The following is a 23,831-nucleotide window of genomic DNA, read 5'->3' as shown; positions in this document are numbered from 1 at the left end:
CCTCAAGTCAATGAATATTTTAACAATCCGCTTTCTCAACTTTTCGTTTTCCACCGTGCTTTTTCAGAGTTTTCAACATTTATTGAATGAATTGTTGAAAAGTCTGAAAGCACCTCGTAGATTTCCCTAATTCTTTCAACTGAAAGTGAATTTCTTTCTTTCTCAACCAAGAAAGAGGCAGGTGGACTTCTTTCATTGTTGAAAAAAGGCTACAATTCGTCTAAATAAAACTGAAAACGCTGAATAAATGGAACACGGTTTTGGAAAAAATGAACAACACCCCACATGACGATCCGACGACCCAGCCTGAAGGAGAAGAATCCTACGACTACACCTTCGTGACGTCGGTTGCTCGAATCGCACTTTACGACGATCTGCGCAGCGCTCCACGCGTGACCGAGATAATGCCGGCATCCACGCCCGACTACATCGAGGCGCTCGCGTCGACTATCTACAATCAAGCGAAACAAGCGGGGGGGTCTATCCCCTATACCGTCGTGCGCGAAGTATCGGAAAACTTCATCCACGCTCGCTTCACCGAGATCATCGTGTCCATCCTCGATGGCGGCAATACCATTCGATTCGCCGATCAGGGGCCGGGCATTAGCGATAAGAAGAAAGCCCAGTTGCCAGGATTTTCTTCAGCGGTCGAGCCGATGAAGGGCTACATCCGCGGCGTCGGGTCGGGCCTTCCGATTGTGTGCGATTATTTGGACTTTACCCATGGTTCCATCTCGATCGACGACAACATCGGGCAGGGGACCGTCGTCACCATCAGCATGAATGGCGAGACGGGTGCCGGCGATACTGAAGAGCGTGGGGAAGGGGAGCTCCCCGTGGGCAAATACGCGCCCAAGGAGGACCAATTCGTCGCAGAACGAATCGATCCCGGCGCCGTCCAACCCATACAACCCGTGCAACAGCCTATGCAACAACCCGTACAGCAACCGGTGTCCCCGTATTATCCACAGCAAGGGTACGTTCCCCAGGTTGTCCCCGCATATGCGCAGATGCCTGCCCAACCTTACCTGCAACAAGTAACGCCCCAGGTCATGCAGCCAGTTATTAACACTTACCAGCAGTCTTACGCCCAGCCGCAGCCCCGCTCGTATGCGACACCCGCCCTCAATCCACGCGAGAAGGCCTTCCTCAACGCTCTGCTCGCCGAAGGTCCGCTTGGCGTGACCGACCTCGTCAGGCTCACGAGCACACCTCAAGCAACCGTTTACACCACGCTCAAGAAGCTCCAGGAGGAAGGTCTCATCGAGATGGTTCCCGGGCAGAAGAAGCGCACGCTCACGGCATTCGGCATGGAAATCGCCGAGACGATGTAGCCTGCGCTTCATCTGAATTACCTTCGCATGCCGCGCGCGAAACGGCCACGCGCGGCACTTTTTTGTATACAATTACAGATACTTCGAATAGGCTCGGGAGACTCATATGGACAGCTCTGAACTCAACCATAATTGGAACAACATTTGCGAACAGGTGAAAACGTACGACAATGTCGACTCTTCGCAGGTCAACGCCTTTTTCTCGCGTCTCGTTCCCCAGGCGATGAGCGAGGGTTTTCTGATGCTTACAGCCGATAACGACTTCATCAAGTCGTGGGTCGAGCAGCATTATCTCGAAATTATCAAACAGGCGCTGAATGACCTTTTTCACGTGCCTTTCAACGTCATCCTCGCTGTAGACTCCGCACCGGCTGCACCCGCGGTGGCGCCGTCAAACCCTCAGCCAACCACCCGCGAACCTCAGAGTGCTCCGGCGAACGCGGGGACAATGCCCCCAAGTGCGGCCGTTGTCCCTGTGCACGAATACTCACCGGCAATCATCCCTTCCTTTCCTTCGGTTGACCTTCCTCAAACCGTACAACCTCAACCAGAGCAAGAACGGCGGGCGGCATTCGACGATCATTTCGAGTCGCCCTCGGTCGGGCACTCCTCAGAGGAACAGCCGCCGGCGCCCGCGACGCCTCACAAACGCGCGGAGGGACCAGCTTCCCTCACTTTCGAGAACTTCGTCATCGGCGATTCCAACCGAATGGCCTACTCGATGGCCGTCGATGTTGCGGAAACCCCCGGCAAGATGCACCTCAATCCGCTTTTCATCTACGGCAAGAGCGGGCTGGGGAAAACGCACCTTTTGCGCGCGATCCAAAACTACATCAACGAGACGCGACCGCAGCTGAAGGTGACCTACGTCGATTCCGCAGAGCTGCTCTCGGATTATATGGAAGCCTCGGTGGCGCATGACAAGGAAAAATCGAGCTACCGCAACTTCAAACAGCGCTACGAGGAATCCGACGTGCTGCTCATCGACGACGTGCAATACTTCCAGGGCAAGAAACAGACGCTCGATATCGTGTTCCAAATATTCAACAAAATGACTGACCAGGGAAAACAGGTTGTTCTTTCAGCCGACCGCGCACCTAAAAACATTGATATCGACGAGCGCTACATCACCCGATTCAACTCCGGCGGAACCTTCGACATCCAGCCACCCGAAATCGAAACCAAGCTCGGCATCGTGAAGAGCTTCATCGAGGAGTACCGCGAAAGCGAAGGGGACCCGTCGTTCTCCATCTCGAGTGATATTCAGATGTACATCGCCGAGAACTCCAGCTCGAATATCCGCGAACTGAAAAGCGCCGTCACCAAGATCATCTATCAGATGGCGTTCACCCACAACTCCGACCTGACGCTCGACGACGTGCGCGGCGTGCTCGAGAGCCACTTCTCCGGCGGCCCCTCGAAAAGGCTTGCCGTCGCCGACATTCAACGCGAGGTGGAAAACTATTACAAAATCAGCCACAGCGATATGGTGGGGAAGAAAAGGCCACGTCATATCACCTACGCAAGGAAAATCGCAATGTACCTCTGCCGCCAGATGCTTGATTTGCCCTTCAACGACATCGGCAAGAAGTTCAATCGGGATCACACGACCGTGCTGTACTCGGTAAGCGACGTCGAGAAGCAGCTCAAGGAAAGCCGCGATATGAACGAAGAAATCGAAGCGCTGAAGATGATCATTCGCGATCTGTAGAACAATCCACCATTCCCCTTTTGCCTGCTCAAACCCCTGAAAATGGTGTTAATAGCGAGGGGAATAGGGGCTTTCGAGAGCAGATAGGGGAAGGCAAGTAACCGCGGGGACTCATGACGGACGGCGGGCAGCTTCGGCCCATGCTTGAAAACCTATTCAAGAATCGGGGAAGAAGCAGTAGAAAACCGACGGTTTGCGGTGGAGTGATAACGAAAGCGATAATTCACGTTGGAAAGAAGAACACGCTCTCTACCGAGGAAAATGGATGAGAAAAGCGCTTCCACCTGGGAAAATACTTCTTTTTCACCAACCCCCCGCGCTTATTATCATTACAAAGAGAAACATATATACAAAGAAAATAGGGAGAAGAATAAGAAGGACATCATTCCGCGTGAGGACGTGCGGCTAAGCGAAAGGCCAGCTTAGTGTGAAATCTTTCTAAAAAGCACTGTTCTTCGATGGCTTCTGTGTTATATAATTCAGAAGTTACTCTGCATCCAGCTTGAATTAACAGATCATGAAAGGGATAGAGATATGAAACGTACGTATCAGCCGAACAAGCGCAAGCGTGCTAAGTGCCACGGCTTCCGTTCTCGCATGGCAACCAAGGGCGGCCGTGCCGTGCTCAAGGCTCGCCGCAACAAGGGGCGCAAGCGTCTCTGCGTGTAGCGAGGCTTTTCGTTGGATATCATTAAATCCAGCGCAGAGATCTCCGAGATGTTCTCGCGAGGAAAGCGGATTCATACTCCTTTTCTCACGATAGTCTACATCTCGCAGAAAACAGAGGGGGCAGTGCAACACGACCTAAGGGGTCGTGTTGCTTTTATTGCAGGGAAAAAGCACGGCAACGCGGTGTGGCGCAATTCAGCGAAGCGCCGCATGCGCGCTATTTGTCGTGATCTGCAAGGCCCTTGGGCGGGCTATGATGTGATATTTCTCGCAAAGTCGCCCGTCACCCGCGCTTCTTATAGTAAAGTGCTAACGGCATGCGCCAAGGTAGTCGAAGGATCAGAATTGGTCGCCAAAGGGGATTAGCCATGGTCGATATGCGCAGTACGTTGAAGGGGCTGCCGGTCAAGCTGGCTCTTCTCCTTATTAAGTTCTATCGTGCTGCCATTTCGCCGTTGTTCCCTTCCTGCTGCCGATTCACGCCGACGTGTTCGGAGTACGCTCTGATTGCGTTTCATCGCTACGGCTTCAAAAAGGGGTTTGTCCTCACTGCGAAGCGCATCTTGAAGTGCCGTCCGGGAGGACCTTACGGATACGATCCTGTTCCGTAGGGTTCCCTTTGGTATATAGAAGGGAATGCTATGTGGGAAGTCATTAAGGACTGGGTCTTCGATGTCATCCAGTTCTTCTACAATGGCGTGGGCGACTGGGGTATGGCGATTATCATCATCACCATTATCTTCCGCATCATTGTTGCTCCGCTCGTTCACAAGTCGACGACTGCAAACTTCGCTATGCAGAAGGTTCAGCCGCTGCTTCAGGAGATTCAGACGAAGTTCGCCGACGATCCTGTTCGCCAGCGCGAGGAGATGCAGCGCCTTTATGCGGAGACCAAGTTCAATCCGCTTGCTGGCTGCCTCCCGATGCTCATTCAGATGCCTGTCTTCATCGCGCTGTATCAGGTGCTCTACAGCATGGTCGACCGTATGCCCGAAGGCATGACGTATCAGTTCTACCATCTCGTACCTGACCTGACGAAGAATCCGGCAACGGCGATGGGCGAGGGCGTTCTTGCCTTTATTCCCTACCTCATCCTTATGCTCGTCTTCGCGTTTGTCACCTTTGCTCCTATGCTCCTTCAGCAGAAGAATAGCAAGGATCAGAATCAGAAACGCCAGATGCTCATGATGTCCGGCATTATGTCGCTGTTCATGCTCTGGATTTCCTGGTCCGCTCCCGCAGGCGTGCTTTTGTTCTGGGGCGCTTCTTCGGTCTTCGCCGTTATTCAGCAGCAGCTCACGATGCATTTCCTGAAGAAGAAGGACGCTGAGGAAGAGGCTGTCGCCGAGGTTGCGCCGGTGAAAATCGACGTTACCCGCAAGGTGAAGAAGCCTCGTCCCACTAAGAAGCGTTAATTGTTTCACGTGAAACATGAGGAGTAGCTATGAGTGAAGATCAGATCGAAGTCACGGAAGAAGAGCTCGACGCTATCGCCGATACCGCTATTGCCGCTTTGCAGGACATCCTGAAATATTTCAACGTTGGCGAAGTGACGATCGATGAATATGAAGGTGACGAAGGAGAGCTTATCCTCGATATCACCGGCGATGATCTTGCAGTGCTGATCGGCCGACATGGCCGCACGCTCGACGCCTTGCAGTTCGTCGTTTCCGCTATCACCGTCCGTTCGATGGGCTTTCGCTATCCTGTCATCGTCGACGTCGAGGGATACAAAAGCCGTCAACGCGAGAAGCTCGAGTCTATCGCGCGCTCCACTGCTAATAAGGCCGCAAGCCAACATCGCAGCGTGAAGATGCGACCGATGACTCCCTACGAGCGCCGTATCGTTCACATCGCGCTTCGAGACGACGATCGCGTCGATACCGCTTCCGAGGGCGAAGGAAGCGCCCGGCATGTGGTAGTCGTTCCGCGTTAAACTCACTTGAGGCCGGGATGTTTCGAAGAGAAGCATCCCGGCTTTTTTGTTATAAGGAGCAAAAATGGACGTCATCGAACGTTACCTTGATGAGGTACTTGTAGCGAACGAGACCACCAACCTCACCCGTATCGTATCCCGTGAAAGTGCGGAGATCTTGCATGTCGAAGATTCGCTTTCGGGGTTGAACTACGTAAACGAGGCCCCTGATGGGCCTTATGTCGATTTGGGCACTGGCGGGGGATTCCCTGGGGTGCCGCTTGCAGTGAAAACAGGTCGCGACACCTTGCTCGTCGACTCGGTCAAGAAGAAGACTGCAATCATCCAAGGGATTGTGGACAAGTTGGGTATCGGTAACGTTTCCACCTATGCGGGCCGCATCGAGGATCTGGGTCGAGAGATGCCTTCTCATTTTGCCGTCGCAACGGCACGCGCCCTCTCGCAGCTTCCTTCTTTGATGGAGCTTGCCTCTCCGCTTCTTTTCGAGGGTGGATTGCTTATATGCTATAAATCTCATCTTTCCGACGAAGAGCGGAGTCATGCGCTCTCTCTTGAGGATAAGCTCGGGTTGAAGTGTATTCATGAAGATACGTTCACGTTGTCGGATGGTGAAACGACTCGTTGTATGTTCGTGATGCGGAAGTTCAAGGACGCTGAAGTGAAATTACCCCGCAAAACGGGTTTGGCCCAAAAACGTCCCTTGAAATAATCGATTCTCGCAGAATCGTTGCAGGATGTTTCACGTGAAACATCTATACTTAATCGAAGTTCAAGAAAGGGGGCCATAGGTGGGTTGGTTCGATAGTCTAAAACGTGAAAGAAAAGAAGCTCAGGCTGTCACTGAAGTTAAAGAACCGATTGTTGAGTCGGTTCCTGCCGTGGACAACGAAGAGAAAACGGTGGAAGAGGAGTACCAGGTGATTGAAAGGGAGCCTGCTCCTCAAATCGAAGACCAGTCCCGCACTGTGCCCGTGAAAACCTACGCCGAAAAGAAGGCAGTGACCCACGTTGTGGGGCAGACCAAGGTTATTGCGATCATCAATCAAAAGGGCGGCGTCGGAAAATCAACGACGGCTATCAATCTTTCGGCTGCTCTTGGGGAGATGGGAAAGCAGGTTCTTCTTATCGACCTTGACCCGCAGGGCAACTCCTCTAGTGGTTTAGGTGTTGAGAAGAACAGGGTTTCCCGTTGCATTTACGATGCACTTCTTAACGACATTCCTCTGACCGATATCATCATCCCCGATGTGTCGAAGGGGCTCGATGTCGTTCCGGCAACAATCAATTTGGCAGGCGCCGAAGTTGAGCTGGTATCGGAGATGGCTCGCGAGAATCGATTGAAAGATGCTATCGGTCCGATGCGCGGGCGCTACGACTATGTATTCATCGACTGTCCGCCTTCGCTTGGCTTGCTTACGATCAATGCGCTCGTTGCTGCCGACAAGCTACTTATTCCCATTCAGTGCGAGTTCTATGCATTGGAAGGTGTGACAAAACTTCTCGATTCGATGAAACGTGTCAAATCGCGCCTCAATCCGTCGCTCGATATCTACGGTGTCCTTCTTACGATGTCAGACAACCGTACGACGCTTTCGCGGCAGGTTTCCGACGAGGTACGTCGTTATTTTGGAAAGATTGTCTTCGAAACCTCCATTCCGCGTACAGTGAAACTTTCCGAGGCCCCCAGCTTTGGGCAGCCGATTACGCAGTATGACCCGACGGGCAAAGGTGCCCAGTCTTATATCGATCTAGCGAAGGAAGTGATTTCCCGTGGCTAAATCCACGAAAGGCGGCTTAGGTCGCGGATTAGATGCTCTTCTTGGCTCGTATGAGGATACCGTTAAGGCAACCCCGGCTCCAGTTCCTACAGCTCGTCCGGCTCAGATTCCCGCTCCCTCCCAGCGTCGGTTGGAGGAAGAGGAAGTGCTCGAACGCGAGGAAATTAACGAGACCTATCCTGAAGACAACATCCACATCAAGGGAGTTGTCCAGCGCCGCGCTGCCGTTCAGGCTCCCGCTGTTGCAGCTGCGAGCGAGGTTGTTCCCCATGAGCCCTCTCCGCGCGTCGTGGAAAAAATTACGAACGAGGTTCCCATCGACTCGGTCCGCCCGAACCCCGATCAGCCTCGAACTCAATTCAAGAAGGAAGAACTTCAGGAGCTTTCATCCTCTATCGAGGCTCACGGTCTCTTGCAGCCAATTCTTGTGAGGAAAACAGGCTCGGACACGTATGAGATTATCGCTGGCGAGCGTCGTTGGCAGGCATGCAAGATGGCAGGCCTTAAGAAGATTCCCATTTGCATCAAAGAGGCTGACGACGATAACTCGCTCGAGCTCGCGCTCATCGAAAACATCCAGCGCTCGAATCTGAACCCCATTGAGGAAGCGTATGGGTATCGTCGTCTTATGGAACGTCGCAACATGACGCAATCCGAGGTCGCGCAGGTGATGTCCAAGGGTCGTTCCACGGTTGCTAACGCGCTTCGTTTGCTCGACCTTCCCGAGCGCGCCCAGCAGCTGCTGTTCGAAGAGAAAATCACTGCTGGTCACGCGCGTGCCATTCTCTCCATTCCCTCGAAGGAGGGGCGCGAGAAGCTGACGCAAAAGCTTGTCGATGAGAAGCTGTCGGTTCGCGAGACGGAGGCAATCGCCCGCCTGCTTTCGGGTAAGAAGGATTCAGCCGAGTCGACGCCGCGCACGCCGACGCCTGCCGCGTTCAAATCGGTTGCCAAATCACTGCGCCGCACGTTCGGGACCAACGTGCGTGTCAAGACAGTGAAAGGTAAGAATAAGATTGAGATCGAGTTCAAGGATGAAGAAGATCTTGAGCGTATCTTCAAGGAAATGACCTCTTCTCGCGACATGTAAGGCGAGATAAGTCTCTCATCTGAACATGGAGTCGAAAAAAGCTCCCTCGTCTCTTAGGTTAAACGAGGGAGCTTCATTTTTATCCCAAGTTATTGGAAAGTGTAATTTTTAGGTTATAAAAAAGAGAGGCCGCCGAATTATCTCGGTGACCTCTCATAAACTTTACCTTCTATTGTTCTCCCTGCAAGATCAAGGTTCGACCTTGTCGGGAGAAGCGATTTGGGAGTTTGTTACTTGGCTTCCCAAAGCGTGAGGTTGTTGTCGGCTGCAAACTTCTCGACGGTCGTGTCCATGCCAGCCTTATGAGCAGCGTCATAATCCGTTGCAAATTCGACACCCTCGAGGAAGGCCTTGATGGCGGCATCGTCGAGCGTCGTCTCGTACAGGGTTACCTCAGCGTACAGCCCCTCGGCGATATCCGTGTAAAGAACTACGCTCGGTTGTTTGTTCCAGGTGAAATTGAGCGTCTTCCACGTGTATTTGCCCAGTTTGACATCGTCGCCTGCCGTGTATTTGTCTTTTGCTGCAGCCTTGTCGAACTGCTCTTGAGCGGTACCTTCATCGATTTCGACGTCAACGATCTTGTCAGGGTTCTCGATATTGCGGAATTCGACAATGTTGAGTGGGGAGCTGTTGCCGTTGGGACCCGTCAGCCCGTAGCCTTCGGGCATCTCGCCCTTGAACATGTAGAAGTCGACTGCCTTGCTCTCTTCCTGCGTGGTCGGAGCCGTTTTTTCACTCGATGCGGCGCTGTTGTTCGATGAGGAATTGTCGCTTGAGGTGGACTGGCCCCCGCCGCAGGCGGTAAGGCCGAAGCAGAGGGCGATTGTCGAGGCGGCGATTACGATGGTCTTGGTGATAGATCTCATGAGCTCCACACTCCTTCTTGTCGGTAGATAAACCCTTGAAATTTCGCTACCTGACAACGTATTTTCAACTCAACTAAAGAACAATTCAGCGAAGTCTCATTTTTCATGCACTTTTGCTTCCTCATGGCTATTATTCAAAAGCAAGGCTTGGGGTTTCTCGGTTTTGGGTGAACATCAGTTTTAATGCGAAGCTTTTAGGTTTCGCATAAAGAACGAAGGGTAAATAAAAGGCCGCCGACTACTGTCGACGACCTTAGTAAACATTTCTATCAGCCAGAAGAAACTTGCGAGTGAAGGAATGGGTTCCTCACTCGACTATTGGTTGATCTGCTTGTTTTTCAGCTGTCCGCAAGCGCCGGCGATATCGGAACCTCGCGACGAACGAAGCGTTGCCTCGATGTGGTGCTTCTCGAGTGAGTCGAGCCAGTGCTTGACCGTCTTTTGGGGAGTCGCCACAAAATAGCTGCCCTCGATATCGTTCATAGGGAGGATATTCACGTGGCAAAGCAGCCCTCTGCAGTATTTGATGAGGGCGTCAAGATCCTCTTGGGTGTCGTTGACATCTTGGATAAGGAGATATTCGAAGGTCACGCGGCGATTTGTTTTCTCGATGTAGCGTTCGAGAGAAGAACGTAGGCTTTTCAGAGATTGGCGCGCAACATGCGGCATGATTTCATTGCGAATCGGCTGAATCGCGGAATGGAGAGACACTGCCAGCGTGAATTGCTCGGGCTCATTCGAGAATTGTTTAATGCCGTCGAGCATGCCACACGTCGATACCGCAATGCGACGCGCGCCAATATTGAGGCCCTTCTTATCGTTCATGATGCGCAGCGCGGCGAGCACGTTGTCGTAGTTAAGAAAGGGCTCTCCTTGCCCCATGCCGACGACGTTTGATACGCGGCGCCCGAAGTCTTCTTCTACAAAGTAGACTTGATCGACGATTTCGCCAATGGTGAGGTTGCGGGTGAACCCTTCGTGGCCTGTAGCACAGAAGACGCACTCCATAGGGCAGCCAACCTGTGTCGAGAAGCATACGGTGAGCCGTTCGCGCGAGGCATCGGCAGGAATTCCAACTGTCTCGACAAGTGCACCGTCGGAAAGCTCGAGCACGTACTTTCGCGTTCCGTCGATAGACTCCTGCTTGTCAACAAGTTTGGGTGTAGACAACGAAAATCGGCTTGCAAGCTCCTCCCGCAACGCGAGCGAGAGGTTCGTCATCTTGTCAAACGAGTCGACATGCTTGTACCAGAGCCACTCGTAGATTTGCTTTGCGCGGAATGCAGGTTGACCCAGCTCTTTCATAGCTTGTTGAAGACCCTGCATATCGTATGTTTTGATGTCTGTATTCATAAGTGGCATTATAAGTCATTGCTATACTGAAACGAGAGATTAACGCGCGATGAAGGGGAGATATCATGCCGAGCGCTTTCGATACGTCAACATGCCGCGTTGCATTGCTTTCCGGCGGCACGAGCGGAGAACGGGAAATTTCGCTTGCGTCAGGAAAAGGTGCCCTTGCGGCATTGCAAGAGGCGGGGTTTCCTGTCCAATGCTTCGATCCTGCCAAGAAAGAAGATTTGATTGCTCTGATTGATGGCAACTTCGATGTCGCGTTTCTATGCCTGCATGGTCGCAAAGGGGAAGACGGCGTGATTCAGGGCTTCCTGGAGACAATTGGCCTTCCTTATATCGGGCCGGGCGTATGGTCGAGTGCGACGGCTATCAACAAGGCGCGTTCCAAGGAATTTTATCGTCTCGCAGGCGTTCCCACGGCTCCCTCGATGACTATTTCATCCAACGATTCGCTTGATATCGATTCCATTATTGCCCAAATCGGCACCCATGTGGTGGTTAAGCCTGCAACCGAGGGTAGCTCAATCGGGATTTCGATCGTTGATACTCGCGAAGCTCTGGAGAGGGCTATTGCCGAAGCATTCGAGCATGACAGTGAAATTGTGGTTGAGAAGTTTGTGCAAGGGCGTGAGTTCACTGTCGCGGTCATTGGCAATGACAAGCCGCGCGCGCTTCCTGTTATCGAAATCATTGCCCAAAAGGGCGAATTTTACGATTTTGAATCGAAGTATGCTGCTGGTGGTTCGAAGCATATCTGCCCCGCGGAGCTTTCGGAAGAGGATGCGGAGACGATTAAGAGGGAAGCCGTCGCTGCGCATAAGGCACTTTCGTGCGAGGGTGTTTCCCGTACGGATTTCATCCTCGATGGCGAGGGCAAGCCGTGGGCGCTTGAGACCAACACGATCCCTGGCATGACGGAGACTTCGCTTCTCCCCGATGCTGCGGCAGCGGCGGGCATTCCCTTCCCCCAGCTGTGCACGATGTTGATTGGGTATGCGCTTGAACGGAGCGGCCGATAAAGGGTCTCGGGGCTTCAGAGGGATCGTTGATCAAACATGAGACAGCGCAGTGTGATTCCGTTCGCACTGCGCTGTTTGCGGTGAGGGGCTAGAAGAGCAACGTTTTGATGGCGAAGATAATTACCGCGATGGCAACGATGATGAAAGCAATGCTGACGATGTAGCAGCCGATGTTTCCCGCACGGCCTTTCTCGATGAGCGATTCGCTTATTTTTCGCTGGCTTTTCATCACGACGGTGCCGTTTTCGCTTTTAGGCCTTCTGCTGCGCATGTCAGGCTTCCAGGTGCCGTTCGACTCGATGACCTTCGATATGGCTTGTTCGCCAAGATTGATCTCGGGGCGAATTCCCTCAGCGAGCATAGACGAGATGCTCTTGGAGAACTCCGTGATTGAAGACTCATATTGAGGCTCGAAGCAGAGTACGGCCATTTCAGCCCAGTATGTGCCTGGCTCCGGTTCCTGTGTGAACGCGACAAGTGAGAGCAATGCGGTGAATTTCCACCCGCGAGCGTTCAAGACGCGAAGCTGTCGGGAGAAATCGATGGTAAAATGACCTACTCGCGCCCCGAAACGATTCTTAACCCAGGCTGTATCACCATCGAAGATGATTTCATAGGAATCGCCGATAATGTTGTCGGCGCTGAGAAGGAGAGCGCCCTCTTTCTTCGATGAAGGCTCGATTTTCTGATAAGAGCCGAAATAACGTTCCATGTGCGCTTCCTTCGCTGGATAATGTTTCACGTGAAACATTATCTTATAATTGACGAGTGTTTCACGTGAAACAATTGAGAGGAATAACGAGAGAAGTTTCATGAATAGCAATCTCGATGCATATATCAGCGACGGAACCCCCGAGCGAGTTCGTGAGCGTTACCGCCGCTTATCTGGTTTGGCCAAAGAGTCCGACTTCGGCGATCTTGACGAGAACATCGTGGTAATTGACACCGAAACCACGGGCTTCTCTTTTAACCATGACGAGCTTACGCAGATTGCCGCAGCGCGCATGGAACACGGTGAGGTCGTTGATTGGTATGTGACGTTCGTTAATCCGGGGAAAGCGATTCCCGATGATGTTGCTCATTTGACGAACATCCATGATGAAGATGTAGCGGACGCACCTTCGCCGGATGAGGCACTCGCGGGGCTTGTCGAGTTTGCGCGGGATGCGAAGATGGTCGCCCACAACGCTGAGTTTGACCGCACGTTTACGACTCGCCATCCGAGTGGATACCCGCTTTTGGACAACATTTGGATTGACTCGCTCGATCTGGCGCGCATCGCCCTTCCCCGTATGAGGTCGCATCGCCTTATCGACTTGGTGAAGGCCTTTGGGGCACCAACGTCAACACACCGCGCGGATGACGATGTTGCAGCTACGTGCGCGCTGTTTCGAATCCTGCTCGCAGCTGTGCATGAGATGCCGCCGGCCTTGGTGAAATGCATCGCGCTTCTCGCATCGGTGGAGCAATGGAACACAGCAGTGGTGTTCCAGCATTTTGCCCAGCCGAAAGCAAAGTCGTTTTCCCTTAAGGAACTCCGTCACGAAAGCATGACTTCGTATGAGCGGAAGCCGCGTATCGATGCGAAGATGGTTCAGTCGATGGAGTATCCGACAGCGGAGGACATTGCGCAAGCGTTCTCCCCGACGGGAATCGTGGGAAAGCTCTATGACGATTTTGAGCCCCGTGAAGAGCAGCTCACGATGGCTCAAGAAGTTCGTGCGGCGTTCGAAGCATCCGAGAACCTCGTAGTTGAGGCGGGTACCGGCGTTGGAAAGTCTATGGCGTATCTGGTTCCTGCGGTTCTCATGGCAAAGGCGAACAATATCGCTATCGGCGTTGCGACAAAGACAAACGCTTTGCTCGACCAGCTGGTCTATCATGAGCTTCCTGCGCTTGCCCAATCGCTTGGCGATATCACGTATGCCCCGCTGAAGGGTTTTTCCCATTACCCGTGCCTGCGAAAAGTCAACCGCTTCGTCAAAGAGGGCGTCAAAATGGTCGACGTCCAGGGTACGAAGTACTCCCAGGCTCCTTCTCTGGGAGCCTTGCTGTCGTTCATTGATCAGACTGATTACGACGATATGGACAGCTTGAAGATGGACTATCGCGTGGTGCCCCGCCGTGCGGTGACCACTACAAGTCATGATTGTCTCCGTCGCAAATGTCCCTTCTACGGAACGACGTGCTTTGTTCACGGTGCGCGTCGTTTTGCGGAGACGGCAGATGTTGTGGTAACGAACCACACGCTGTTGTTCTGCGATGCGGCCGCCGATAATGGCCTTCTTCCACCTGTTCGCCATTGGATCCTCGATGAGGCTCACGGTGCCGAGGCGGAAGCTCGCCGCGCCTTCTCGTTGGAAATCGCAGCGGAGGATGTTATTCGCCTTGCGCAAAAAGTTGCCAGCGGAGAGAGTCGTAATGTCTACGCCCGCGCCGAAAAGAAGCTGAGTTCCTCGCTTAAAAACGATGGGGCGACGCTTTTCGAGGGATTGGTTGGTAAGGCGAAGTCTGTTGGCGACATGTTTGCTGCGGCGGCTCACGAGTTCGTTCCCCATATTAAGGACTTGCTGTATTTTGACCCGAATAAGCGCAGCCGAAGCTACGACCGCACGGAGTTGTGGCTCAACGATGACATTCGGGCTTCGGAGACGTTCGGTTCGCTGCGAACGCTTGCAAAGGCTATGCAGGTAAGCGCGGAAAAGGCGATCACCTGCAGCCAGGAGCTTGTCGGCTACCTTGAGAGCATCGAGGGAGCTGCGGAGCCCCAGCGTGAAATTGCTTCGGTTGCAATGGATCTGAAGGACCTCGTGGGATCAATTGAGGTGATTTTCGGCGAGAAGTCCGATAGCTACGCCTATGCTGCTGAGCTGTGCCGTAAGAAGGACAAGCAAAACGATAAGCTGGAGGCTCTCGTCGTCAATGTGGGCAAGGCCCTTGAAGATAAGCTGTACTCTCAGACAAAGTCAGTTGTTTACGCATCCGCTACCTTATCCATTGACGGGGACTTCACTTCTTTCGAGAATGCGATGGGTCTGAACGCGGGCGAGGGAACGCGCGCACATACCTGCCAGCTCGATTCGAGCTATGACTTCGATAAGAACATGACAATATACGTGGCAAGCGATATCCCGGAGCCATCCGACCCCCATTACCTTGACGCGCTCGAGCGGCTTTTGGTGGGTACTCATATCGCGCAGCAGGGGTCGATGTTGACGTTGTTCACCAACCGGCGCGAAATGGAGAAGTGCTTTGACGTCGTTCAACCCGTCCTCAAGGAAGAGGATCTGCGGCTCGTTTGCCAAAAATGGGGAGTATCCGTTAAGGGACTTCGCGACGACTTTATCAAGGACAGGCATCTTTCGCTCTTTGCGTTAAAAAGCTTTTGGGAAGGTTTTGACGCGCCGGGCTCGACCCTTCGCGGCGTGATTATTCCCAAGCTGCCGTTTTCAAAGCCGACTGACCCGCTTTCGTGTGAAAGAGCTACGCGTGATGACCACGCATGGAGCCATTATTCACTGCCTCAGGCGGTTCTCGAGACGAAGCAGGCGGCTGGAAGGCTCATCAGAAAAGCTTCCGATAAGGGCGTTCTCATCTTGGCTGACAAGCGCTTGATAACGAAGGGCTATGGGAAGGTATTCCTCCGCTCGCTTCCGAGCAAAACGATAGAAGTGTGCACAACCGACGAAATCATCGCTCGACTTGCGGCAGCAAACGAGTAGATGTTTCACGTGAAACATTGCCATGGCTAAGCGAATCGACAAAGTCGCGAAAGCGGCGCACATCAAGAGAAACACGGAGGGAACCTCGAACGAGATTTCCTTCAGTGTTCTCGATGCGGCCAAAAATTCGCTCGATGGCGAAGGGAACTCGAGCCCCTTCGGGACGATTTCCCTTTTCACGCTTCCTGGGAAGAGAAAGAGCATATCGACGCCATCGAAAGACGAGGGGCTTGCGCTGACGCAGCGGGAAGTGTCACCTTCCTCGGCGCGCTCCCAAAATCGATTCGAGCGCAGACAACGTCGTCTCGAGCAGAAAAGAGTGAGTGGAGCAGCTCGTGGGTCGCACAGCGCGCGTGAACCTCGATCGTTCGATGCTGAAGTTGCATCGCGCAAGCGTGCGCGCAAGCGCGGGCGGTTGATCGTATCGTTCGCGCTTACCGTAGCCCTGCTTGCGGTGGCTGGAGGGTTGACGTGGTGGGGCTTCGGCACCTATCAAGATCAGCAGACGTACAAAGGGGTCTTGAGCAGCGCCATTTCTGAGCTGTCCGGGACCGACGAGCTGTTGGCAGAAATCGATGCCGTCGTCGTCGATTTGGCGAACAGTGACGTCACCTCCCTTTCGCTAGACGATACGCTTGATGTCCAGAAAAAGGTGCAGGATGGGAAGTCGACCTGCATCGATGAGCTTAATGAGGCAGAGGAAGCGGTAGGTCAAGTAGCAATAAGTAGCAGTTCCGATGCGAGCAATACCCCCGATTCCAAGGTGGTTGACACAATAACGGCTCGTCGCCAGATGCTGACAAGCGGCGCTGCCATAATTGACGACACGGTGAGTGTTCTTCAGGCGAGGCAAGAGGCAACGAAAGGGTGGCAGTTGGTTCTCGCTGCCGATGGGTTGGCTCGAGAGGCGGCGGATATCGCCTCGTCGGCAACGTCGGCCGATATGCAAGCGTCGACAGAGAAGTCCCAGCAGGCGATAGAATCCTTTTCGAAGGCGAAGAATGCGCTGCAGAATGCCGAGCAGCTCTTCCCACAGTTGGATTTGAGTGCATATATGAGCTACATCGATAAGAGACTCGAAGCGCAAGGCTATGCCATCGAGTCGAATGATGCGCTCATCAACCGCGACACGCAAGCGGCGACCGAGCATAACGACGCTTACAACAACGCGGAGAAACAGGCGGGCGAACTCGCAGAGAAGCTTTCGGAGGATCCAGACGAGCTCGTAGTAGACGCGTTTAATAGCAAAACGGCGTCGAGTCGAGAAATGTATGAAAATGCCCGTTCACAAGCGCAGAGCGCAGATGCTTTTATCCGTGATTATTTGGGCACCTTCAATAAATAGCGTATAGTATGCAGCATATATGCCTTCATACAAAAGGAAAGTGAAAGGGCATCCTATGCCGGATATCATCGACCATGTGTCATATCTCTCCGAGGAAATCGGGCCGCGACCTGGCGGTACCGAAGAGGAGCAGCAGGCGGCGCTCTATATCGCCGACTATCTTCAGAAGGAAGCGGGCCTCGCAGCAGAAATCGAGGACTTCGCCATAGCCTCCAACACGGAGACGCCGTCACTCATTTGTGCAGGCATCTTGCTCGTTGCAGTGGTTTTGGGTCTTGCGGTTCCCGCTATTGGGATTCTCGCATTCTTCCTTGCTCTGGTAAGCGGGGGTCTTATGCTCGCTGAATCGCTTGGCAAGCCAGTCCTCTCTCGCATGCTCGGTAAAGGCGTGAGTCAGAATGTAGTGGCAAAGTACGAGCCCGCCTCCGCCGACATGAAGTCTTCCCATCGAAAGATAGTGATTGTTTCCCATTACGACAGCGGTAAGGTTCAGGCTGAGTTGAACGAGCCTCTTCTGGGGATTCTTCCGATAATCAAGCTTTGTGCACCTGTTGCTGCTGTGGTTACTGCGATTTTGCTTCTCATTCGCGGGGTGGCTCTCGGTAATGCGTCGGGTGCTCCCGTTGTCGTTATCTCGATCATCACGGTGATTGCCGCGATTATTGCGATTGCTCCGGGAATCTTCGCGCTCGCGCACCGTACGGCTGGATATAGCGCTGGTGCCAATTGCAATGCATCGGGTGTTGCTGTGCTCATGGAGACCGCTGCTCGTGTTGGCAGCCCTACGTCTGCTGTTGAGAACTATGAAGAGGACCCGGTAATCCATGGAGAGGAAGCGGCTCGCGTCGCTGGCGTGGTCCCCGACGGAGCCTCCGTGGTTTACGAGGCGCCTCAAGCACCTGCGGGTTCGGCAGAGGCTCGCCTTGCTCAGGCGAAGGCGGCAATCGCGGCGATTTCCGGAAAGCCCGTGCCAGGAGCCGCCCCTGTGTTCGACATTTCCGAGAATCTCGTACAAGTGAAAGACGAGCCGGTCGGCAAGCCGAGCGATGAGGACATGCAGGCGCTTCGCGAGGACACCTCGGCTGCCTTCGCTCCGAAACCCGCCGAAGCTGCCGCTGCTCTTCAGGAGCAGATCGCGGCGCAAGCTGATGCCGCTGAGGCTGCGTTGGCGGCATCGCGTCCCGCCCCTGCAGCTCAGGGTTCCCCCATCGAGGGGTATCTTGACAAGGAGATGTCGCAGTTCGATTCCCCGTATGAGGCGGCATATACCGAAACTTCTCAACAAGAGGCTCCTGCAGCCGCCGAGATGGTGGTTGAAGATGACGGGTCGAGCGTTCCTGCGTGGTTTGCGCGCGCTCAGGAAAAGGCCAAGCGTCCCAAGAATGACGACAAGCCGGTCCATCGTTCTCGCTATGCCGATGCGCTCGATGCCGCGGTGAGCGCGAGCAGAGTTCATTTCCAGGAAGCGAACGAGGCGGTTGTGTCCGAGACTGAGCAGCGATTGGCTGCTATGCGCGATTCCATAATGGAAGTGAAGGCGCCGGGCTTCGAGAGTGAGGGTGGAGATACTACCTTCGCGGTGATCGAACAGGAGCGCGTGTCCATCGCGGGGGAGAGAGATCAGGCAATCCCCGATTGGTCTATGCCCGAATGGACGAAGCCTGTCGATACCTCGGCGCCCCTCGCTGTCGAGCCGGTTTCCGCAGAGGCAACTCCGATTGCTAACAATGAAGTGCCGGCACAGCCCGCTGATTCTCCCGCTGGCGAGCAGCGCGTTTCCGCAGCGGCGATTCCTCCTGTTGTTCCCGTACAGGACGCAGCGTCGATGTCGAACGTTCAGGCTGGAGCTGCAGACTCGCCCGCGCCCGCCTCGACCGAGGAATACGCTACGTGCGCGATGACGCCGATCGACGTGACCGGCTTGCGCGAGGAGGCGGCTGCCCAGGCGGCGGCGGAAGCCCCTGCGCCGTTCGTGGCTCCTTTGGCCGCGGAAGCAAGCCGCGCTGCGCAGGCACCGACGCTCGAGGCGATAACGGCAGAAGATTTGAAGCCGGTCGCCGAGCTGAAGAAGCAGCGCGCGCCTCTTGCAGACGCCTCAAAGGGAAAAAAATCGCCTGTTGAGAGACTTCGTGCTCAAATTCCGTCCATTGAGAGCTCTTCTCAGGGCCAAACGGAAGTCGCTCCGACTCATCCTTCGTCTATGTCGATCTCGAGCCTGAGAGGCTCTCTCCCGTCGCTTTCCGGCTCAATCACGCTTGAAAAGCCGGCGGAGGCACCCCAAGAGAATGAAACTGCCGAGGAAACGTCCGATGACGCGACGGTCGCGATCAATCAGATCGGATCTTTTGCACCTGCGAGCGCGACAGGCTCTTTCGCCCCTGTCGATGAGGAGCTTTTCGAGAATGTCGCCGACGAAGACATCTATGTCGACGATGCTGATGATTCGGCGTACGACGGCACTGTCACCGAGACAGGTGCATTCGCGGGCCCTGGGTACGTTGAGATGCCGAAGTCTCGCGTTCGCAAGTTCTTCGACCGCTTTAGCCGCAAGAAGAAGCAAGAAGACACTCCCATGACGCCGCAGGAATGGCTCGACGTCGATGATTCCTTCGATGCTCGCACTGTGGGGGCCGACCGAGGTGGTTGGGAGAGCTTCCGCGACGAGTCTGCGTCTTACGAGGCTGATGCAGCTGCGCAGGCTGGCTACGGGGAATATTCACAGGACGAGTACGACGACGATTACTACGACGAGGACAACAGCTTCTACGAGGACAAGACGACCGCTTTTGAGCCGGCGTCTGACGATGGCGCGCGCCGTGGTGGCCGCAGCCGTTGGAACGGAGGCGCCTTCTCGCGCATCTCGATGGGCAATGCAAACGTTCGCTCCGAAGAGGAAATCGTGACGCCAGATATGATGCCGGAGCCTGTGGAGCCCGAAGAAGACGAGGAGCGCATTTACCACTTCCATAACCCCGAGATTACGACGGAAGTCTGGTTCGTCGCTCTTGGCTGCGAGCTTTCCGGCCATAACGGCATGAAAGCGTTTCTCGCCGACCACGCCGATGAGCTGCGTGGTGCGATCATCGTGGATCTCGAGGCGATGGGTGCAGGGTCGCTGTCGCTTATCGAGAGCGAGGGCACGCTGCGCAAGGTATCCGTCTCTTCTCGTATGAAGCGCTACGTGAAGAAGGCGGCTCAGGCAACGGGCGCGCACGTGGGCGGTGCGACTATCCCGTGGGGCGAGGGGTCTGGCGCATACGCCGCACAGCAAGGTTTTCAGGCTATGCATCTCGCTGGCATGGACGGGATTAAGCCTGCGTTCTTCGGTCAGAAAGATGATACGATTGACGTGGTGAAATCGGACAATCTTTCCAAGAATGTCGAGTTCGTTGTGGAAATGCTAAAGAATATCTAAGGGGAGTAGGATTTCTTAGAGATAGATTGTCTGCTTCCTGTATAATTTCGAACGTTTGAGGTGAAACGGGCTTTTGGTTCCACCCATATCGATTCGATAGAGAGGTTTATAGGAATGGCCATCGAAGCATATTGCGTCAAGTGCAAGGCGAAGAAGGAAATGCAGAACCCGGTTGAGGGTGTTACCAAAAACGGTAAGCCCATCATGAAGGGAACCTGCCCTGACTGCGGGGGCAAGATCTGCCGCATTGGCGCTGTTAAATAACCCGAATGCGCTCAGCTTGCGAGAGGCGATGTTTCACGTGAAACATCGCCTTTTTTAGTGCTTGTAGGGGTGGACGAACGGATTGTCCCTCATGACGTTCTCGAGCATCGAAATATAATCCTCGAGAAGCTGGCTGCGTTTCATCTGGCTATGGATAATGTATCCGACCTGCATCGTCCCGTTGCTGCCGGGAAGGCCACGGGTATCAAGTGGGATGGACACGATGCCCGTGTGCATCTCGGAGGAGAGGACGCCGGTAGACAACGTGTAGCCGATATGATTGGTAAGGAGGTTCGTCAACGTTCCGCGGTCGGAGAAACGGATCTCCTTCTTATGGGGAATCTGGTTGAATGGCTCTTCGGCGTAATAGAAGGAGTTTTCCGTACCCTGCTCAAAGGAATAGCGCGGATAATCTTCCAGATCGTCAAGCGTGAGGATTTTTGCCTTCGCAAGTGGATGATGCTCGCCGACGAACACATGAACCAGCGCATCAAAGAGAGGCGTGAAGACGACGTTTGCATCAGCAAAGGCTTTGTCGAGCACACGTGAGTTGAAGCTATCGCGGAACAGGATTCCAATCTCGCTACGGAAGGTACGCACGTCGTCGATAATCTCGCCAGTTCGGCATTCTCTCAAGGTGAACTCGTACTCGTCTCCTGTGTACATTTCGGCAACTTCGACAAAGGCTTGCACGCTGAAGGCATAGTGCTGCGTCGAAACTGTCAGGCGCGCATGGCTCGAAGACCCTTTTGCGTAGCGCTCGGAGAGCATGTCGGCCTGTTGGATAACCTGACGCGCATAGCCGAGCAGCTCGGTTCCGTCATTGGTGAGGGTGACGCCACGATTGCTGCGGGTGAATATGGTGATTCCGAGTTCAGCCTCAAGCTCCTTGATCGCCGTGGAGAGGTTGGACTGCGAGGCGTAGAGATTTTGAGCCGCAGCATTGATGGACCCATATTCCGCGATAGCTATGAGGTAACGAAGCTGTTGTAAAGTCATAATTCGCTTTCCTGGGAAGTTCGGTTCAATCAGAATTTGATATTGTAATTGCATTATACGCAACTATCGATTGGAAAGATAACTAGTACTCAAAAGAAAGTCCAATTCAAATGCTTGCCTCGAGCAAGTTCGAGTGGTTTTATTATCAAGCACCCATGAGCAACAATGAGGAGTATATGCATGGCGAAGAAGAACATACCTTACGATCAGAAATACTACGATCCCGAAATCGAGTGCATGCCGCGTCCTGAGTTAGAAAAACTCCAGCTCGAACGCTTGCAGGCGATGGTGAAGTACGCATACGAGAACACGGTGTACTACAAGCGCTCTTTCGATGAGACAGGCGTGAAGCCCGAGGATATCACCTCGCTCGCCGACATTGAGAAGTTCCCCTTCATCGATAAGAAGACGGAGCGCGAGACGCAGCACGTTGGTAGCTTCTTCGGCGAGATGTGCTCCGTTCCCGAGGAAGACGTCGTGTTCATGGCGACCTCTTCCGGTTCGACTGGCGTTCCCACGGTGAGCCCCTTCACGCAGGAGGACTTCGACCTGTGGCAATCGACCGAAGCGCGCCTTTTCTGGCAGGCGGGTATGCGTCCGAACGACCGCTATGTGCACGGGCTGAACTTCGCGCTCTACGTCGGCGGCCCCGACGTCATGGGCGCACAGGAGCTCGGCGCGCTCGCCATCTGGGTGGGTGCGGTTCCTTCCGACCGCTTGCTGTTCGTGCTGAAGCAGTATCAGCCGACCGTCATCTGGACGTCCCCCTCTTATGCTTGGGCGCTTGGCGAGAAGGCGAAGGAGAAAGGGTTCGACCCGCGCGAGGACTTCAGCATCCACACTATCATCGTCGCAGGCGAGCCAGGCGGCTCCATCTCGTCGACGCGCGAGGCGATTGAGGATTTGTGGGGCGCTAAGGTCGTCGACTTCTTCGGCCTGTCCGACATCTACGGTGCATGCGCTGCGATGTGCGAGGCGAAAGACGGCCTGCATATCGTCGAGGACCAGATTCTCGTGGAAACCGTCGATCCAACGACCGGTGAGGTGCTCGAGCCGGGCAGCGTCGGCGAGCTTACCTACACGACGCTCATGAAGAAGGCACGCCCGATGATCCGCTTCCGCTCGGGCGACATCGGATATGTGAGCACCGACAAGTGCGAATGCGGGCGCACCCTTGCCCGTATCCATGTGACCGGCCGCAAGGACGAGATGTTCATCGTCGGCGCTGTGAACGTGTTCCCCTCCGACGTGGAATACGTCGTCCGTGCGTCGAAGGGCCTTACCGGCGAGTACTCCATTCGCGTCTACGATGAGAACTACACGACCCGTTACGAGGTCTCGGTCGAGCGTGCGTTTGGCAGCGAAGAGCCGTATGCCGAGGTTGCGAAGCGCGTCGAGGCGGCATTGAAGGCCCATTGCGGCGTGCGACCTGCTAAGGTGATCGTGTACGACGCGGGCAAGCTCGGTACGTCTTCCGCACACAAAGCGAGCCGTTTCGTTGATGAGCGTACGCAGAAGTAAGGAGAAGGCTATGTCGAAAACGTTTTCGGTTTCAGGTCAGCACTACCTCTTCGATGTGCAGACGTTCGCGCACACCGTGCTTGCGGCAGGCGGCGATGAGTATTCCTACGCGTTGCGCGACCGCACGACGCAGGGCGTCATCGACGATGTCGCGCAAGGAGTGAGCGAACTGGGCATTCTGCTCAAGACGTCCGCTTCGGATGCCGCTCTCGACGAGGCGTTCAAGACGGCGGGCGTGGAGTATACCGAGCTCGTGCAGTCGGCGCCGCGCGTGGCCCTGCCCTCGAGTCATCCGATGTCGAACGCGAAGTCGCTTTCGTTGGGCGACCTTGCTGATTGGCCGTATATCTACTTTGACCAGGGAAAAGACGCGCCTGCTGAATTCGCGGAAGAAGCGGTGTGCGACCCTGCATGCGCAAAGAAGATCGCGACGACCGACCGCGCCTCGCTCTCCGAGCTCTGTGTAGCCCTCAATGGCTATACGGTGACGAGCGGTATTCTCGTTGGCATCGCAGACGGCCCGGCGCTGACGACCGTTCCTCTCGAGACGGACGTGACAATCCATCTCGGGTATATCACGAAGGCAGATGCCGAGCTTTCCACTCTGGGCGAAAGCTTCCTCGGTCGACTGAAGAAGAATCTCGAGCGCTATGTTGCATCCCTCTAAGGGAAAGCGGCGCGCATAACGGTGAAGGCCTCAGGCGGAATAATCCGTCTGAGGCCTTTTCGCTAGTGGATGGGCGTTTGTCGGCGCAAGCTTGTTTCTCGGAAGAGACGCTTCTTGCTTGCTTGTCGGGCGCTCG

21 protein-coding genes are annotated in these 23,831 nt (G+C 54.4%); 17 read left to right on the top strand and 4 right to left on the bottom strand.

Going from position 1 to position 23,831, the window contains the following annotated elements; all coding sequences use genetic code 11:
* Positions 1-269 precede the first annotated feature (269 nt).
* From Q0I65_RS01745 to Q0I65_RS01700, 10 genes are all read left to right on the top strand, one after another.
* On the top strand, positions 270-1,334 hold the full coding sequence (locus Q0I65_RS01745) for an ATP-binding protein (protein WP_296059109.1): 1,065 nt from the start codon (positions 270-272) through the stop codon (positions 1,332-1,334).
* A 106-nt stretch (positions 1,335-1,440) separates the two neighbouring features.
* Entirely contained in the window at positions 1,441-3,045 is a 1,605-nt protein-coding gene (gene dnaA / locus Q0I65_RS01740) for a chromosomal replication initiator protein DnaA (protein ID WP_296059107.1), read from the top strand.
* Between the two features lie 534 nt (positions 3,046-3,579).
* The gene (rpmH, locus tag Q0I65_RS01735; RefSeq protein WP_158049978.1) at positions 3,580-3,714 is read left to right on the top strand and encodes a 50S ribosomal protein L34; all 135 of its coding nucleotides are present in this window, start codon (positions 3,580-3,582) and stop codon (positions 3,712-3,714) included.
* Positions 3,715-3,726: 12 nt separating this feature from the next.
* Positions 3,727-4,080 (top strand): ribonuclease P protein component, encoded by a 354-nt coding sequence (gene rnpA / locus Q0I65_RS01730; RefSeq protein ID WP_296059103.1) that lies wholly within the window; start codon positions 3,727-3,729, stop codon positions 4,078-4,080.
* A gap of 11 nt (positions 4,081-4,091) precedes the next feature.
* A complete protein-coding gene (gene yidD, locus Q0I65_RS01725; RefSeq protein WP_296059551.1) occupies positions 4,092-4,325 on the top strand; it encodes a membrane protein insertion efficiency factor YidD in 234 nt (77 codons plus the stop codon).
* Positions 4,326-4,355: 30 nt separating this feature from the next.
* Entirely contained in the window at positions 4,356-5,129 is a 774-nt protein-coding gene (locus tag Q0I65_RS01720; RefSeq protein ID WP_296059102.1) for a YidC/Oxa1 family membrane protein insertase, read from the top strand.
* 29 nt (positions 5,130-5,158) lie between these two features.
* Positions 5,159-5,650, top strand: coding sequence for a R3H domain-containing nucleic acid-binding protein (locus Q0I65_RS01715; protein WP_296059100.1), 492 nt, complete (start codon positions 5,159-5,161; stop codon positions 5,648-5,650).
* Positions 5,651-5,714: 64 nt separating this feature from the next.
* Positions 5,715-6,359 carry a 16S rRNA (guanine(527)-N(7))-methyltransferase RsmG gene (rsmG, locus tag Q0I65_RS01710; protein ID WP_296059098.1) on the top strand — a complete coding sequence of 215 codons (645 nt, stop codon included), beginning with the start codon at positions 5,715-5,717 and terminating at the stop codon, positions 6,357-6,359.
* A gap of 79 nt (positions 6,360-6,438) precedes the next feature.
* The gene (locus Q0I65_RS01705; protein WP_366513198.1) at positions 6,439-7,428 is read left to right on the top strand and encodes an AAA family ATPase; all 990 of its coding nucleotides are present in this window, start codon (positions 6,439-6,441) and stop codon (positions 7,426-7,428) included.
* Between the two features lie 145 nt (positions 7,429-7,573).
* Positions 7,574-8,518 (top strand): ParB/RepB/Spo0J family partition protein, encoded by a 945-nt coding sequence (locus tag Q0I65_RS01700; RefSeq protein ID WP_296059096.1) that lies wholly within the window; start codon positions 7,574-7,576, stop codon positions 8,516-8,518.
* 230 nt (positions 8,519-8,748) lie between these two features.
* Here Q0I65_RS01700 and Q0I65_RS01695 read toward each other — a convergent pair whose 3' ends face one another.
* Together Q0I65_RS01695 and rlmN are read right to left on the bottom strand one after the other, a co-directional pair.
* On the bottom strand, positions 8,749-9,387 hold the full coding sequence (locus Q0I65_RS01695; protein WP_296059094.1) for a hypothetical protein: 639 nt from the start codon (positions 9,385-9,387) through the stop codon (positions 8,749-8,751).
* Positions 9,388-9,702: 315 nt separating this feature from the next.
* Positions 9,703-10,740: a 23S rRNA (adenine(2503)-C(2))-methyltransferase RlmN gene (gene rlmN / locus Q0I65_RS01690; RefSeq protein WP_296059092.1), complete on the bottom strand. Its 1,038-nt coding sequence runs from the start codon at positions 10,738-10,740 to the stop codon at positions 9,703-9,705.
* 65 nt (positions 10,741-10,805) lie between these two features.
* Here rlmN and Q0I65_RS01685 point away from each other — a divergent pair, with 65 nt between their 5' ends.
* A complete protein-coding gene (locus Q0I65_RS01685; RefSeq protein WP_296059090.1) occupies positions 10,806-11,762 on the top strand; it encodes a D-alanine--D-alanine ligase in 957 nt (318 codons plus the stop codon).
* 88 nt (positions 11,763-11,850) lie between these two features.
* Here the strand turns inward: Q0I65_RS01685 and Q0I65_RS01680 are convergent, their stop codons facing one another.
* Positions 11,851-12,576, bottom strand: coding sequence for a hypothetical protein (locus Q0I65_RS01680; protein WP_296059088.1), 726 nt, complete (start codon positions 12,574-12,576; stop codon positions 11,851-11,853).
* Between Q0I65_RS01680 and Q0I65_RS01675 the strand changes: the two genes are divergently transcribed.
* From Q0I65_RS01675 to Q0I65_RS01660, 4 genes are all read left to right on the top strand, one after another.
* Entirely contained in the window at positions 12,575-15,484 is a 2,910-nt protein-coding gene (locus Q0I65_RS01675) for a helicase C-terminal domain-containing protein (RefSeq protein ID WP_296059086.1), read from the top strand. The two genes, Q0I65_RS01680 and Q0I65_RS01675, sit on opposite strands and share 2 nt — an antisense overlap.
* 22 nt (positions 15,485-15,506) lie before the next feature.
* Positions 15,507-16,829 (top strand): hypothetical protein, encoded by a 1,323-nt coding sequence (locus Q0I65_RS01670; protein ID WP_296059085.1) that lies wholly within the window; start codon positions 15,507-15,509, stop codon positions 16,827-16,829.
* 55 nt (positions 16,830-16,884) lie between these two features.
* Positions 16,885-20,244 carry an aminopeptidase gene (locus tag Q0I65_RS01665; protein ID WP_296059083.1) on the top strand — a complete coding sequence of 1,120 codons (3,360 nt, stop codon included), beginning with the start codon at positions 16,885-16,887 and terminating at the stop codon, positions 20,242-20,244.
* Positions 20,245-20,358: 114 nt separating this feature from the next.
* Complete coding sequence (locus Q0I65_RS01660) at positions 20,359-20,508, top strand: DUF5679 domain-containing protein (RefSeq protein WP_170264504.1); 150 nt, start codon at positions 20,359-20,361, stop codon at positions 20,506-20,508.
* A 54-nt stretch (positions 20,509-20,562) separates the two neighbouring features.
* Here Q0I65_RS01660 and Q0I65_RS01655 read toward each other — a convergent pair whose 3' ends face one another.
* The gene (locus Q0I65_RS01655) at positions 20,563-21,507 is read right to left on the bottom strand and encodes a LysR family transcriptional regulator (RefSeq protein ID WP_296059079.1); all 945 of its coding nucleotides are present in this window, start codon (positions 21,505-21,507) and stop codon (positions 20,563-20,565) included.
* A gap of 180 nt (positions 21,508-21,687) precedes the next feature.
* Between Q0I65_RS01655 and Q0I65_RS01650 the strand changes: the two genes are divergently transcribed.
* Both Q0I65_RS01650 and Q0I65_RS01645 read left to right on the top strand, forming a co-directional pair.
* Complete coding sequence (locus Q0I65_RS01650) at positions 21,688-23,028, top strand: AMP-binding protein (RefSeq protein WP_296059077.1); 1,341 nt, start codon at positions 21,688-21,690, stop codon at positions 23,026-23,028.
* Between the two features lie 10 nt (positions 23,029-23,038).
* Positions 23,039-23,695: a LysR substrate-binding domain-containing protein gene (locus Q0I65_RS01645; RefSeq protein ID WP_296059075.1), complete on the top strand. Its 657-nt coding sequence runs from the start codon at positions 23,039-23,041 to the stop codon at positions 23,693-23,695.
* The last annotated feature ends 136 nt before the right edge of the window (positions 23,696-23,831 follow it).

The sequence above is a fragment of the uncultured Ellagibacter sp. genome (assembly GCF_934643285.1).
Taxonomy (GTDB): domain Bacteria; phylum Actinomycetota; class Coriobacteriia; order Coriobacteriales; family Eggerthellaceae; genus Ellagibacter.
This window is presented reverse-complemented; position numbering and strand designations above follow the sequence as displayed.